The sequence below is a fragment of the Halorubrum distributum JCM 10118 genome, assembly GCF_000337335.1.
Taxonomy (GTDB): domain Archaea; phylum Halobacteriota; class Halobacteria; order Halobacteriales; family Haloferacaceae; genus Halorubrum; species Halorubrum distributum.
In genome coordinates this window covers 55,498-67,784 of sequence record NZ_AOJN01000047.1, presented here as the reverse complement: position 1 = coordinate 67,784, position 12,287 = coordinate 55,498, and the positions used below count along the sequence as shown (strand labels likewise).

Here is a 12,287-nt window from a genome sequence, read left to right as displayed (position 1 = left end):
CGGCCGCGGTGTGGAACGACACGTGACGACGCTGGTCATCTGCGTCGACCGGTCCGGGGCGATCGGTCGCGCCACCAACGTCCCGATGCCGGTCGCCGGCTGGGAGGCCGTCCGGTCGCTGGTCACGGACGCCGGGCTGGACGACCCCGAGGACGCCAGCGTGAACTGCCTGCTGGAGTCGCTGCGCGTCGCGCGCGACCTCAGGGACGAGCGCGAGGAGTCGGTGGTGGCGGTCGTCTCCGCCGAGAGCGACACGGCGGTCGGCGCCGACCGCTCCATCGCCTCCCAGCTCGACGACCTCGTGGACCGGTACGACCCGCGGGCCGCGATCGTCGTCGTCGACTCCGCGGAGGACGAACGGGTCCTCCCGGTCGTGGAGTCGCGGATCCCGGTCGACTCGGTCGACCGCGTCGTCGTCCGGCAGGCCCGCGACATCGAGTCCACCTACTACCTGCTGAAGCAGTTCCTCGCCGACGAGCAGCTGCGGTCGACGGTGCTGGTCCCCATCGGCGTCGCGCTGCTGCTCTTGCCAGTGCTGTTCTCCCAGTTCTCCGCTGGCGAGGCGATCGCGGGCGTCGCCGGGCTGCTCGGCGCCGCGCTCCTTTATAAAGGACTCGCGATCGACCGGTTCGTGGCGGGCATGCCCGAGCGGGTCCGCGAGGCGCTGTACGCCGGGCAGGTGTCGGTCGTGACGTACGTGGTGGCGGGCGGGCTGGCGCTGGTCGGCGGGTTCTTCGGCTTCCTCGCCGCCTCGGACCTGGGCCCCGGGTCGCCCCGGATCGTCGAGGTCGTTGAGTTCGCCTACGCGGCGGTCCCGTGGTTCGCCGTCGCCGGCGTGACCGCGGCCGTGGGGCGGCTCCTCGACGAGCTGATCCGCGACGAGGGGATCCGGACGCCGTACCTCAACCTCCCGTTCGTTATCGCCGCGGTCGCCCTCGTCGTCCGCGGGTTCGCCGGCTACTTCCTCGCGCAGGAGGCGATCCACGAGCCGCTGTCGATGTACGGGATGACGATGACCCCGGTCCAGCAGCTCGCGGCGTTCATCGTCGGCGGCATCGTCGTGTCGCTCGTCGGCGTCAAGGTCGCCAGCGACGTCGGCACCGAGACCCTCGAAGACGTCATCGACGCGGAGCGGGACGCCGACGGCCGGCGGGAGTGAATCCCCGGTCGGAACCGGCGGACCGGGACCGCGACCGACCGCCTTTTGTCGGTCGCGGCCGCGTGAGCGGGCATGGACGTGTACGGACTGATCGGGAACCCGGTCGGCCACTCGCTGTCACCGCCGATGCACGAGGCTGGCTACGAGGCGCTCGGCCTCGACGGGCGGTACGTGACCTTCGAGCCGGACGCCGACGCCGCGGCCGCGGCGATCGCCGGCGCCGCCGACCTCGGCGTGGCGGGGCTCAACGTGACGGTGCCGTTCAAGCGCGACGCCCTCGACGCGGTCGACCCCGCCCCGCTCGCCGAGCGCATCGGCGCGGTCAACACGGTCGACTACGGGCCGGTCCGGGCCGGCGAGGCCGAGCGGCCGCGCGGCCACAACACCGACGCGGCCGGGGTGACGCGGGCGCTCGCGCACCACGACGTGCCCGTCGACGGGCGCGACGCGCTCGTCGTCGGCGCGGGCGGCGCGGGACGGGCGGCTGCGTTCGCCCTCGCCGACGCAGGTGCGGCGGTCCACGTCGCGAACCGCACCGCGGAGCGCGCGACGGAGTTGGCCGCGGACGTGCCGGACGCGACCGGCGGCGGCCTCGACGACCTCGCTCACCGCGTCGCGACCGCCGACCTGCTCGTCAACGCGACGAGCGTCGGGATGGAGGCGCCCGAGGAGACGCCGGTCCCCGCAGACCACCTCCACGGCGACCTCGCGGTCCTCGACGCGGTGTACGCGCCGATCGAGACCCGGCTGCTGCGCGAGGCCGCCGCCGCGGGCGCGACGACCGTCGACGGCGCGTGGATGCTGCTGTACCAAGGGGTCGAGGCGTTCGAGATCTGGACCGGCGAGGACGCGCCGGTCGACGCGATGAACGCGGCGCTGCGCGCGGAGTTGGAGTGAGGCGGCGGCGCAACTATTTATAAATAGAACTGCGGCGGCGCGTGCCGACGAGCGGCCGGAGGCCGCGAGTCGCACGCGCGAGGGAGTCAGTCGCCGGAGCGAAGCGACGGCGACTGACGAGGCTGGGGAGGTGTGAGGCGCTGTGCGGTGCGGGGTGGGACTCAAAGGGGCAGCCGTGAGGCGGGCGCAGGCGAAGCAAGTACCGGAGTGAGCGACCGAGGAACACAGCGAGCGTGCGCCCGCCTCACGGCTGGGGCTTTGGAGGTATCCTCCGCCGATCTGTTGTCAGCCGTTTATAAGCGAGCGACTGGGGCTTTGGAGCTATTCGCCGCCGATCTGCTATTAGCTATTTATAAGCTGTCGATGACATCTTAAAGGAACCCGACTACCCGAACTAAGCCTCGTTAAAACAATCCAGGACTCGCGAGCAGCCCGGCGGTGACGATCAGCCCGACGGAGACGGCGGACGCGCCGTAGAGGAACGGCTTCGCGTCGCGAGCGGGCTCCCGGAGCTTGCCGGCGTCGAGGCCGTCGGCCAGCTTCGAGCCGGCGACCTCGACGAGCCCGGTTCCGACGAACCACAGGCCGAGCATCGTCAACACGAGGTGGCCGCGGGGCGACCCCGTCAGCCCCTCGAACGTGTACAGCGTGCCGGCCATGTGGCCGCCGGTGGCGACGAACGCGACCGCGCCGATCCGGGTGATCCAGCGCAGGCGGCCGACGACCGAGCCGAGCGCGTCGCCGCCGATGTCGCCGCGGAGCGCGGGCGGGAGGATCGCGAGGGTGACGAACAGCACGCTGCCGACCCAGAGGACGGCGAAGCCGACGTGGACCGACCACATGACCGGATTGAGAACGTCCATACGGTCGGAAGGCGCCGGCCCCACTTATAAACCGGCGGGACGGCGGCGGCGGGCGGTTGCGTCGGAGACGGTTTTTAAATATCTCGCACGTGTAGCCGCCGGCAATGGCTCTACTCCAGAAGCTCAAAGAGAAGCTCGGATTCGGGAGCGGTTCGGGCGAGCGCGAGTCCGGCGAGACGGAAGTGACGGTCGAGCGCGAATCGGAGCCGGCGGCCGAGTCCGAGCCGGCCGCCGAGGCGCCCGATGCGGACGACGAACCGGCGGACGAGGCCGGGTCGGCGGCCGCCGCGGCGGACGAGGCAGATGAGGACGACGAGCCGGTCGCCGCGGAGACGGAGGCCGCCGCCTCGACCGAGTCGCTCGTCGGCGAGGAGGCGGCCGCGAGCGACGCCGAGACGGCGGCCGAACCGGCGGAGGCCGCGGCGGCCGAGGACGGCGAGGCCGACGTCGACGACGCCGAGGACGAGGCGGCCGCCGACGCCGACGAGGCCGACGGCGACCGCGGCCCGAGCGTCGAGGAGATCAAGGGGATCGGCCCGGCGTACGCCGAGCGCCTCGCGGAGATCGGCATCGAGACGGTCGACGACCTCGCCGGCGCGGACGCCGCCGCGGTGGCCGAGGGGACGAGCGTCGGCGAGAAGCGCGCCGCGACGTGGATCGACCGCGCGAGCGAGTTCTGAGGTCGGCCGGTTCCGACGACCGCAACTGTTTCACCGCCCCCGCCGAACAGGGTTCCATGAGGCGAACGGTACACACCGACCGGGACCGGTTCCGCGCGGTCGCCGCCGTGGCGCCGGACGGCGCGAGGGTACCGGTCGAACTCCGGGTCGCCGTCGACGACCCCTTCGCGGCCTACCGCCGGGCGCGCGACGGCCCCGGCGGCGTCTTCTACGAGACGACCGGCGGCCAGTCCGGGTGGGGGTACTTCGGCGTCGACCCGGTCGAGCGGCTGACCGTCTCCGGCGAAGCGGTCGTCGCGGACGGCGACCCGGAGCGATCTGACAGCAGCCCGGAGCGGTCCGGCGACGGAGACGACTCCGGGGCCGCGGGCGACTACCGGCGCCCCTCGCCCTCGCTCGCGGCGCTGGAGGGCGTCCTCGACGGCGAGCGGCTGGCCCGCGGGGACTGCGAGGTGCCGTACCCCTGCGGCGCGTTCGGCTGGCTCTCCTACGACGCCGCCCGCGAACTGGAGGACTTCCCGCCGGCGGCGCCCGACGGCCCCGGCGCGGTCGACGACCGGGGGCTCCCGCGGCTCCGGGCCGCGCTCTTCGACCGGATCGCGGCGTGGGAGTGTCCGGTGGACGGCGGCGACGGTGACGTCGACGGGACCGTCACGCTCCGCGTCACCGCCTGTCCCCGGGTGCCGGCGGGGCTCGACGACCCAGACGACGACCGCGACGCGCTCGACGCGCTGTTCGACGAGGGGCGGACGCGGGCCGCCGACCTGATAGACCGGATCGAGAACGGCGATCCGGCAGCGGGACCGGCGCCGGACCCGACCGCCGAGAGCGCGACCTTCGAGAGCGACGTGGGCCGCGAGGGGTACGCCGACGCGGTCCGGCGGGTCAAGGAATACATTCGCGAGGGCGACACGTTCCAGGCGAACGTCTCCCAGCGGCTCACCGCGCCGGCCGCGGTCCACGCCGTCGAGGCGTACGACGCGCTCCGCGAGGTGAACCCGGCGCCGTACTCCGGGCTGATCGAGTTCGGCGGGAGCGGAGAGGCCGGGACCGGCGAAACCGAGTCCGACCGGCCGAGCGGCGTCGACCTCGTGAGCGCGAGCCCGGAGCTCCTCCTGGAACGCGAGCCGACCGACGACCCCGAGCGCGGCGCGCGGCTCGTCACGGAGCCGATCGCGGGGACGCGACCGCGGGGGGACTCGGAGGCGGCGGACGCCGGACTGGAGACCGAGCTGACCGGCGACGCGAAGGAGCGCGCCGAACACGCGATGCTGGTCGACTTAGAGCGCAACGACCTCGGGAAGGTGTCCCGGTTCGGCACCGTCGACGTCGCGGAGTACCGCCGCGTTGACCGCTACAGCGAGGTGATGCACCTCGTGAGCCTGATCGAGGGGGAGGCCCGCCCGGACGCCGGGTTCGCGGACGCGGTCGCCGCCTGCTTCCCCGGCGGGACCATCACGGGCGCGCCGAAGCCGCGGACGATGGAGATAATCGACGAGCTGGAGCCGACGCGCCGGGGGCCGTACACCGGGTCGATGTTCGCCGCCGGGTTCGACGGGCGCGCGACGCTGAACATCGTCATTCGGACGCTGGTGCGCCACGCCGCCGAGTACCACCTCCGGGTCGGGGCCGGGATCGTCCACGACTCCGACCCGGACGCCGAGTACGAGGAGACGCTCGCGAAGGCCCGCGCCCTCGTGAGCGCCGTCGACGAGGCGCTCGCCGCCGGCGGGATGGCGGTCGGCGAGGCGATCGGGGAGGCCGACGAGCCGACCGAGGAGGCGGTCGAGCGATGACGGGCGGCAGCACTGACTCGGAGCCGACGGAGGGGAGGGACGGCTGGCGCCCCGGCGCGGGCGAGTCCGACGCGCGGGTCCTCGTCGTCGACAACTACGACTCGTTCGCGTACAACCTCGTCCAGTACGTCGGCGAGGTCGCCGGCGCGGTGACGGTCCGGCGGAACGACGCGGTCGACCTCGCGGGGATCCGCGCGCTCGACCCGGACGGCGTCGTCGTCTCGCCGGGCCCGGGCACCCCCGCGGAGGCGGGGATTTCGACCGCGGTCTTCGAGCTCGACCGGCCAGTGTTCGGCGTCTGTCTCGGCCATCAGGCGCTGTGCGCGAGCCGCGGGAGCCGCGTCGGCCACGCCCCCGAGGTCGTCCACGGGAAGCCCTCGACGATCAGCCACGACGGCGAGGGCGTCTTCGCCGGCCTCCCCGACCGCCTCCGCGTCGGGCGCTACCACTCGCTGTGCGTCGAGCGCGAGGACCTCCCGGACGAGCTGGTCGAGACCGCGCGCACCGACGAGGAGCGAGAGGTCGTGATGGGCGTGCGCCACCGCGAGAAGCCCCACGTCGGCGTCCAGTTCCACCCGGAGAGCATCCTCACGCCGCGCGGGAAGCGCATGGTCCGGAACTTCGTGGAGGGGTGCGAAGCGCATGAGTGACGACGGCGAAGGGTCCGAGGCGGCCGGCGACGACGACCCGCTGCGGTACCACGTCGACGGCGACCTCGTCCCCGCCCCGGAGGCGACCGTTTCGGTGGAGGACCGCGGGTTCGCCTACGGCGACGCCGCCTTCGAGACGATGCGCGCGTACGGCGGCGACGTCTTCCGGTGGGAGGCGCACGCGGAGCGCCTCGCGGACACCTGCGAGACGCTGGCGCTCGACCACGGGGTCGCCGACGCGGAGCTGAAGCGGCGGGTCGACGAGACGCTGGCCGCGAACGACCTCGCGGACGCGTACGTGAAGCTCTCGATCTCGCGGGGGGTCCAGCCCGGCACGCTCGACCCGCAGCCCGAGGTCGACCCCACCGTCGTCGTCATCGCGAAGCCGCTCCCGCGGGGCGGCGTCGGGAGCGACCCCGTCCACGACGGCCCCGCCGCGCTCCAGACGACGAAGACGCGCAAGGTCGCGGACCGCGCGATCCCGGCCGCGGCGAAGACGCACAACTACCTCAACGGAATCCTCGCCCGCCTGGAGCTCCGCGTCACCGACGCCGACGAGGCGCTGATGCTCGACCCCGACGGCAACGTCGCCGAGGGCGCGACCGCGAACCTCTTCTTCGTCGACGGGACGGCCCTCAAGACCCCCTCGCTCGACGGGCCGATCCTGCCCGGCGTCACCAGACGGACCGTGATCGAGGTCGCGGAGTCGGAGGGGATCCCGGTCGAGGAGGGGACGTACGCGCCGGACGCGGTCCGCGAGGCCGACGAGGTCTTCCTCACGAACTCGACGTGGGAGATCCGACCCGTGGCGACCGTCGACGGCATCGCGGTCGACGGCGACGGCGAGGGGGTCGCCGGGCCGCTCACGACGCTCCTCTCGCGGCTGTTCGACCGGCGGATCGAGGAGGGGTCCTACGACGGCGAGCGGTTGTGATCGGATTTCCCGCCGCAGAAGCGGTTTCGCCGCCAATTTTGACCACACCGTTATCCCGCCGGGAGCCGTAGACGGTGGATGGCAGACGACAAGGACGGACGAGAGAAACAGGCCGCAGACGAGGACCGCCGACAGCGCGAGCGCGACGTCGAGGCCGAGCTGGAGCGCGGCGACGAGGCCGAGCCCCCGATCGACCCCGACGAGGTCGACGAGTTCGAGGCGGCGCTCGAACCGCTGACGTTCCCGGCGACGGGCCGCGAGATCGTCGCCGAGGTCGGCGAGCGCGAACTCGAATCGTCGACCCGCGTGTACGCCGTCGCCGACCTGCTCCCCGACGCCGACATGGAGGCGTTCGACACGCCCGCGACCGTCCGGGAGCGCGTCCGTCGCCCGGCGGTCGCGGCCGCGATGAAGCGGGTCGTCGAGGCGGCCGCGACGCTCGAGAACGAGGAGTTCGGCCGGTCGCAACACGAGGCGTTCGAGCGGACCTTCCGCGCGCTGAGCGACGTCGACGAGCTCGACGACGAGGAGGGCGTCCGCGCGATCGCCGACTGGGTCGCCGACCGGATCGCGGAGAAGGAGACGGTCCCCGGGTCGCGAGACGTGCGCCGACAGGCCGCGAAGTACTGTCGGAAACACGGCTACGAGGTGCGCGACGACGAGTGGCTCGGGGTCTGAGGGGACTCCGGCCCGCGTCGGACCGGGGAAGTCGTCCTCGACGCGGGAACGCACAACGTTCAAGCCGGTCGCCGGCCTCGCACGGACATGGACGAGCACCGCCGGATCGCCGGCGTCGAGGAGGTTCCCGAGGAGAGCACGCTGCTCGCGACGCTGCGCCCGGTCGACCCCGAGTCGGTCGACGAGGGCGAGGGCGACCTCGGCGAGGGCGAGGACGGGGACCCCGAGGTCGAGGCGGTCCTCACGCGGGCCGCCGGCGAGGTGCGCGCGTTCCGGAACTACTGTCAACACTGGACGGACGTCCGGCTCGACAAGGACGACGGCGCGTTCGTGCGCGACGGCGAGGTGTTCTGTCAGACCCACGGCGCGACGTTCGAGGCCGACGGCGGCTACTGTAACTTCGGCCCCTGCGAGGGCGCCGTCCTCGAATCGGTTGACGTGACGGTCGACGGCGACGCGGTGTACCTCGACGACGACGGCTACGAGTTCGTCCGGCTCGGCCCCTCGGCGGGGAAGGGCGACGGCAGCGGCTCGCGGATCGATTTCACCGGGAACTGAACCTCCCGAAGAAGACCGGTCAGAACCGCGTGCGGCCGCTCCCGCCGCCGGCGTCCTCGCGCCCGAGCGCCTTCTTTAAGAAGTTCATCCACCGCTTCTGGTCGGCCGCCTCCTGCCGCTTCGCCTCGGTCTCCGGATCGGGCGCGTCGAGCCCCTCCAGCGCCTCCAGCGCGCGGTCGATGCCGATTATCGACGACGCCAGCCGCTCGCCCTCCTCGTAGCTCACCTCGTTCTCCTCGATGGATTCGAGCCGGTCGAGCCGCTCGCGCCGGAGGTTCCGCTTCGCGCGCTCGACGCGGTCGCGCTCGCCCGGCGGGACAGAGTCGCGGCGCTTGATCTCGAAGACGAACGACCGCAGGTCGATCGCCTCGCCCTGGATCTCGATCGACTCCGGGATGTCGACGCCGATCGTCGAAGACTCCCGCTCGACCCGTTCCAGGAGCTGTTTTCGCTCGAACTCCTTCACGCCGGGTCTGTAGGGAGCGGGCGCACTTCGCTCCTTCGCCCCTGGGCCGTCGCCCGCCGACCGAGGCGGGCGTCACTCGAAGAGACGACGTTAACCGCGTCGCGCCGCAACCGGGTCGCATGGAGTCGCTCGAAGCCGAACTCGCCGCGGCCCGCGACCTCGACGTCGCGGAGCTGGCGGACGCCATCGAGTCCATCGGCTTCGAGTGTACGCGCTGCGGCGGCTGCTGTACCGGCTACGCCCCGGACGAGCCGGGCGGCGCGCCCGCGGGAGAGGGCGCGGACGAGGACGACGGAGCGGGAAGCGCCGAGAGCGGCGCCGGGTGCCACGACGACGGCGCGGTCGGCGACGCCGACCGCGAGCCCCACACCGCGACCGTCTTCCCGGACGAGGTCCGGCGCGTCGCCGACGCCGCCGAGGAGGCGTTCGGGGAAGGGTACGACTGGCGCGACGTGGCGCGGCCGATGCCGTTCGGCCTCGACGCCGACGCGGACGGCGACCCGGTCGGCGAGACGTTCGAGTGGGCGCTCGCGACCGACGACTGCGGCGACTGTACCTTCTACGAGGAGTCCGACGGGGAGGGGGCGTGTACGGTCCACGACGCCCGGCCGCTTATCTGTCGGACGTACCCGTTCAGCGTCGCGCTGGAGGGGACGAGCCAGCCGATGGGCGAGGCGGTCGACGAGGCGGGCGTCGTTCGCGCCCACGAGTGCGAGGGGCTCGGCCGCGACATCTCCCGGGAGGACGCCGAGGAGCTGGCGGCCGCGCTGAAGGAGCGCGCCGTGCGGGAGCTGGAGGAGGCGATCGGCGTCCGCGACACCTACGATCCGAACGCACGGGAGCGGGCCGACGGCGACGTCGTCGTCTTCGACTCCGAGGGCCCGAAGGAGGCCGACGGGGGCCCGATCGGCGGGGGGTAGGGGACCGAGTCCGGCGCCGCTTCGCCCCCGTCGCCTCTCAGACCACGTCCAGCGCCGCGTCCACGTCGGCGCGGATCGCCCCGCGGGCGTCCTCGTCCGGGAGCGTGAGCGGCGGGCGCACGGCCGGGTCCGGAATGTACCCGCGGTGGGCGGCCGCGACCTTCGTCGCGGGCGCGAAGCCGTGGTCGGCGCAGCGGGCGAACAGCGGCCTGACCGCGCGGCGGTGGAGCGTCAGCGCGCGCTCGTCGTCGCCGTCGCGGATCGCTTCGCCGAGCGCGACGAAGACCTCCGGGATCACCTGCGAGAGCGCGTGGATCCCGCCGTCGACGCCGAGGCTCGCGCTCGGGTACAACAGCGCGTCGACGCCCTGAAAGACGGTGAACTCGTCCGGGGTCCGGTCGACGGCGGTGTCGACCGCCGAGACGTCGCCGCTCGTGTCCTTCAGCCCGACGATCGAGTCGCGCTCGGCGGCGGCCGCGAGGACGTCGGGGGCGATCGGCTCGCCGACCGTCGACGGGATGTCGTAGAGGTAGATCGGAAGCGGGGCATCGTCGGCGACCGCGTCCAGGAAGGCACGCTGTCCCGCCGGCGCCGTCGAGTTGTGGTAGTACGGGAGGGTGACGAGCCCCGCGTCGGCACCGACCTCGGCCGCGAATCGGAGCCGGTCGCGGACCCCCGCGACCGTCGTGTCCGCCGCGCCGGCGAGCACGGGAATGCGACCGTCGACCGCCTCGACGACGGTCTCGACGACCGTTCGGTGTTCCTCGTCGGTGAGGCTCGCGAACTCGCCGGTCGTCCCGCAGGGGACGACCCCGTCGAGGCCGGCGTCGACGAGCGTCTCAGCGTGGTCCGCGAGCACGTCGGCGTCCACGTTCCCGTCGGCGTCGAACGGGGTGACGATCGGCGGCGAGACGGCGGCGTGGGGGAAATCGATGTCGTCCATGCGCCCCGGTTCGACGGGCCGCGACAAAGGCCTTGGTCCGGCGGCGAGATCCGTCCCGGAGCGCGCCGTCAGTCGGCGGCCACCGCCTCCTGATCGGAAGCGGCTCCGGAATCGCGACCGCGGTACCTGTCGTTCAGCGCGAGCGCGAGCGAACCGAGGCCGAGCAGCAGCACGAGGAGTTCCGCGAGCCCGCCGACCCACGGGAGGAGCCCGATCAGGGCGAGTGCGACGACGCCGAGGAACAGTGCGAGCCAGCGGTTCGGGCTTCCGAGCCGGTCGAGAACCCACGACCCGACGGCGTACTGGCCGTAGACGGACCCGACCCAGATCGCGACGCCGTAGACCGCGAACCCGACGAGCGCCAGCGGGATCCCGACGATCGTGATCGCCACGAGAAGGAGGGCGAGCGGGGTGACGACGAGCGCGAGGAGGCCGACTCCGCCGCTGACGAACGTGTCGCTGCCGACGCGGTCCCCGACGGAGCGGGAGAACCGGGGGAACACGAGCAGCAGGACGGCGCCCAGCGCGAGGTTGACGGCGACGCCGTAGGCGGTGCCGACCCACGAGGGCAGGAACGATCCCCCGCCGCCGATGCCTGGGCCGCCGTCGCCGCCGAGGCTCGGGTCCTCGACGACGCCGCCGGCGACCGACGCGCTCGAGCTCCGGGTGAACTCCTCGGCGTCGTATCGGAACTCGCCGTCGACGACCGCGTTTGGACCGAGGACGACCGATTCGCCGGCCGCGCGGACATCGCCGCCGACCGCGCCGTCGACCGTTATCGAGCCCGCGCCGACGTCGAGCGACCCGTCGATCCGCCCGGTCTCCGTCAGCTCGAAGGCGCCGGCGCCGACCTCGACGTCGCCGGCGACCGTCCCGTCGATGCTGACCGTTCCGGCGGCGGAGTCGACGTTTCCGCCGACTCGACCCGTCTCGGCGATCCGGATCGACCCGGCCGCGCCGGAGACGTCTCCCTCGACGGTGCCGCGCACGACGATCGTCGCGGCCGCGGTCTCGACACTGTCGACCGTCTCGCCCTCGTCGACGACCACGGAGGCGGACGGCGTCTGTACCGACTGTGCCGCCGCGACCCCCGTAGCGAGCGGCGAGAGGAGTGCGACCGCCGCAAGCAGGAGGGCGATTCGGCGGCGCGCGTTGCCGTCTGAGAGGACCATGCGCGAGGTATCTCCGTCGAGGCATATATGTCTATTCGACAACTGGTGACGAACGCCTCGCTCGGTCGGCCGGGACCGACGTCGGCGCGACGCCTGACTGTGTCGGCGGTACAACTATACTGGCTCGCGATCAGATTCCGGTGGAGTCTACTATGGAAATCTCCGAGAAGCTCCTCTGTCTGTTCAGCGCGGAAGTTCGCGAGGCCGACGACGGCGAGTACGTCGTCGACGTGCCCAACCGAGAGATCGACGCCGGATCGCTGGAGCCGGGCGAGACGTACCGCGTCGCGCTCGTCGCCCGCGACGGGACCGCGGCGTCGGCAGACGACGCCGACGCCTCCCCCTCGCGGAGCGACGACGGGCCGCAGCCGCCGGTCGAGCCGGGCGAGATGCGGTACGTCGAGATCGAGGACCTCGGCAAGCAGGGCGACGGGATCGCCCGCGTCGAGCGCGGGTACGTGATCATCGTCCCCGACACCGAGGTCGGCGAGCGCGTGAAGATCGAAGTGACCGAAGTGAAGTCCAACTTCGCCGTCGGCGAAGTCGTCGAAGAGGCGGGCTGAGCGGCGGC

The 12,287-nt window shown here is 72.8% G+C and carries 14 protein-coding genes; 10 read left to right on the top strand and 4 right to left on the bottom strand.

The genetic code is table 11. The annotated features are described in order from the left end of the window. Positions 1–22 precede the first annotated feature (22 nt). Positions 23–1,159 carry a DUF373 family protein gene (locus tag C466_RS07660; protein ID WP_004599694.1) on the top strand — a complete coding sequence of 379 codons (1,137 nt, stop codon included), beginning with the start codon at positions 23–25 and terminating at the stop codon, positions 1,157–1,159. A 72-nt stretch (positions 1,160–1,231) separates the two neighbouring features. After that, the gene (locus C466_RS07655; RefSeq protein WP_004596568.1) at positions 1,232–2,056 is read left to right on the top strand and encodes a shikimate dehydrogenase; all 825 of its coding nucleotides are present in this window, start codon (positions 1,232–1,234) and stop codon (positions 2,054–2,056) included. Positions 2,057–2,460: 404 nt separating this feature from the next. On the opposite strand, the gene C466_RS07650 is transcribed toward C466_RS07655, so the two are convergent. Then, complete coding sequence (locus C466_RS07650; protein WP_004596569.1) at positions 2,461–2,919, bottom strand: hypothetical protein; 459 nt, start codon at positions 2,917–2,919, stop codon at positions 2,461–2,463. A 104-nt stretch (positions 2,920–3,023) separates the two neighbouring features. Between C466_RS07650 and C466_RS07645 the strand changes: the two genes are divergently transcribed. The 6 genes from C466_RS07645 to C466_RS07620 all read left to right on the top strand — a co-directional run bounded on the left by C466_RS07645 (position 3,024) and on the right by C466_RS07620 (position 8,215). Continuing rightward, complete coding sequence (locus C466_RS07645) at positions 3,024–3,599, top strand: helix-hairpin-helix domain-containing protein (RefSeq protein ID WP_004596570.1); 576 nt, start codon at positions 3,024–3,026, stop codon at positions 3,597–3,599. 56 nt (positions 3,600–3,655) lie between these two features. After that, positions 3,656–5,395 carry an anthranilate synthase component I family protein gene (locus C466_RS07640; RefSeq protein WP_004596571.1) on the top strand — a complete coding sequence of 580 codons (1,740 nt, stop codon included), beginning with the start codon at positions 3,656–3,658 and terminating at the stop codon, positions 5,393–5,395. Beyond that, complete coding sequence (locus C466_RS07635; protein WP_004596574.1) at positions 5,392–6,045, top strand: anthranilate synthase component II; 654 nt, start codon at positions 5,392–5,394, stop codon at positions 6,043–6,045. Before C466_RS07640 ends, C466_RS07635 begins: the two co-directional genes overlap by 4 nt. Continuing rightward, entirely contained in the window at positions 6,038–6,979 is a 942-nt protein-coding gene (locus C466_RS07630) for an aminotransferase class IV (protein WP_004596575.1), read from the top strand. Before C466_RS07635 ends, C466_RS07630 begins: the two co-directional genes overlap by 8 nt. Before the next feature lie 78 nt (positions 6,980–7,057). After that, on the top strand, positions 7,058–7,657 hold the full coding sequence (locus tag C466_RS07625; RefSeq protein WP_004596576.1) for a DUF5789 family protein: 600 nt from the start codon (positions 7,058–7,060) through the stop codon (positions 7,655–7,657). An 87-nt stretch (positions 7,658–7,744) separates the two neighbouring features. Continuing rightward, complete coding sequence (locus tag C466_RS07620) at positions 7,745–8,215, top strand: Rieske (2Fe-2S) protein (protein WP_004596577.1); 471 nt, start codon at positions 7,745–7,747, stop codon at positions 8,213–8,215. A 19-nt stretch (positions 8,216–8,234) separates the two neighbouring features. On the opposite strand, the gene C466_RS07615 is transcribed toward C466_RS07620, so the two are convergent. Further along, positions 8,235–8,681: a DUF5788 family protein gene (locus C466_RS07615; protein WP_004596579.1), complete on the bottom strand. Its 447-nt coding sequence runs from the start codon at positions 8,679–8,681 to the stop codon at positions 8,235–8,237. Positions 8,682–8,800: 119 nt separating this feature from the next. Here C466_RS07615 and C466_RS07610 point away from each other — a divergent pair, with 119 nt between their 5' ends. Further along, complete coding sequence (locus C466_RS07610) at positions 8,801–9,601, top strand: YkgJ family cysteine cluster protein (protein ID WP_004596581.1); 801 nt, start codon at positions 8,801–8,803, stop codon at positions 9,599–9,601. 37 nt (positions 9,602–9,638) lie between these two features. Here the strand turns inward: C466_RS07610 and C466_RS07605 are convergent, their stop codons facing one another. Beyond that, positions 9,639–10,544: a dihydrodipicolinate synthase family protein gene (locus C466_RS07605; protein WP_004596583.1), complete on the bottom strand. Its 906-nt coding sequence runs from the start codon at positions 10,542–10,544 to the stop codon at positions 9,639–9,641. A 68-nt stretch (positions 10,545–10,612) separates the two neighbouring features. Continuing rightward, positions 10,613–11,716 carry a bactofilin family protein gene (locus C466_RS07600; protein ID WP_004596586.1) on the bottom strand — a complete coding sequence of 368 codons (1,104 nt, stop codon included), beginning with the start codon at positions 11,714–11,716 and terminating at the stop codon, positions 10,613–10,615. Between the two features lie 152 nt (positions 11,717–11,868). On the opposite strand from C466_RS07600, the gene C466_RS07595 reads away from it, so the two are divergent. Beyond that, complete coding sequence (locus C466_RS07595; protein ID WP_004596588.1) at positions 11,869–12,279, top strand: TRAM domain-containing protein; 411 nt, start codon at positions 11,869–11,871, stop codon at positions 12,277–12,279. The last annotated feature ends 8 nt before the right edge of the window (positions 12,280–12,287 follow it).

Excerpts from the sequence above, each read along its gene's own strand:
- C466_RS07655 (WP_004596568.1), top strand. The coding sequence starts at position 1,232 with ATGGACGTGTACGGACTGATCGGGAACCCGGTCGGCCACTCGCTGTCA.
- C466_RS07650 (WP_004596569.1), bottom strand. The coding sequence starts at position 2,919 with ATGGACGTTCTCAATCCGGTCATGTGGTCGGTCCACGTCGGCTTCGCC.
- C466_RS07620 (WP_004596577.1), top strand. The coding sequence starts at position 7,745 with ATGGACGAGCACCGCCGGATCGCCGGCGTCGAGGAGGTTCCCGAGGAG.
- C466_RS07635 (WP_004596574.1), top strand. The coding sequence starts at position 5,392 with ATGACGGGCGGCAGCACTGACTCGGAGCCGACGGAGGGGAGGGACGGC.
- C466_RS07605 (WP_004596583.1), bottom strand. The coding sequence starts at position 10,544 with ATGGACGACATCGATTTCCCCCACGCCGCCGTCTCGCCGCCGATCGTC.
- C466_RS07610 (WP_004596581.1), top strand. The coding sequence starts at position 8,801 with ATGGAGTCGCTCGAAGCCGAACTCGCCGCGGCCCGCGACCTCGACGTC.
- C466_RS07640 (WP_004596571.1), top strand. The coding sequence starts at position 3,656 with ATGAGGCGAACGGTACACACCGACCGGGACCGGTTCCGCGCGGTCGCC.
- C466_RS07625 (WP_004596576.1), top strand. The coding sequence starts at position 7,058 with ATGGCAGACGACAAGGACGGACGAGAGAAACAGGCCGCAGACGAGGAC.
- C466_RS07645 (WP_004596570.1), top strand. The coding sequence starts at position 3,024 with ATGGCTCTACTCCAGAAGCTCAAAGAGAAGCTCGGATTCGGGAGCGGT.
- C466_RS07600 (WP_004596586.1), bottom strand. The coding sequence starts at position 11,716 with ATGGTCCTCTCAGACGGCAACGCGCGCCGCCGAATCGCCCTCCTGCTT.
- C466_RS07630 (WP_004596575.1), top strand. The coding sequence starts at position 6,038 with ATGAGTGACGACGGCGAAGGGTCCGAGGCGGCCGGCGACGACGACCCG.
- C466_RS07595 (WP_004596588.1), top strand. The coding sequence starts at position 11,869 with ATGGAAATCTCCGAGAAGCTCCTCTGTCTGTTCAGCGCGGAAGTTCGC.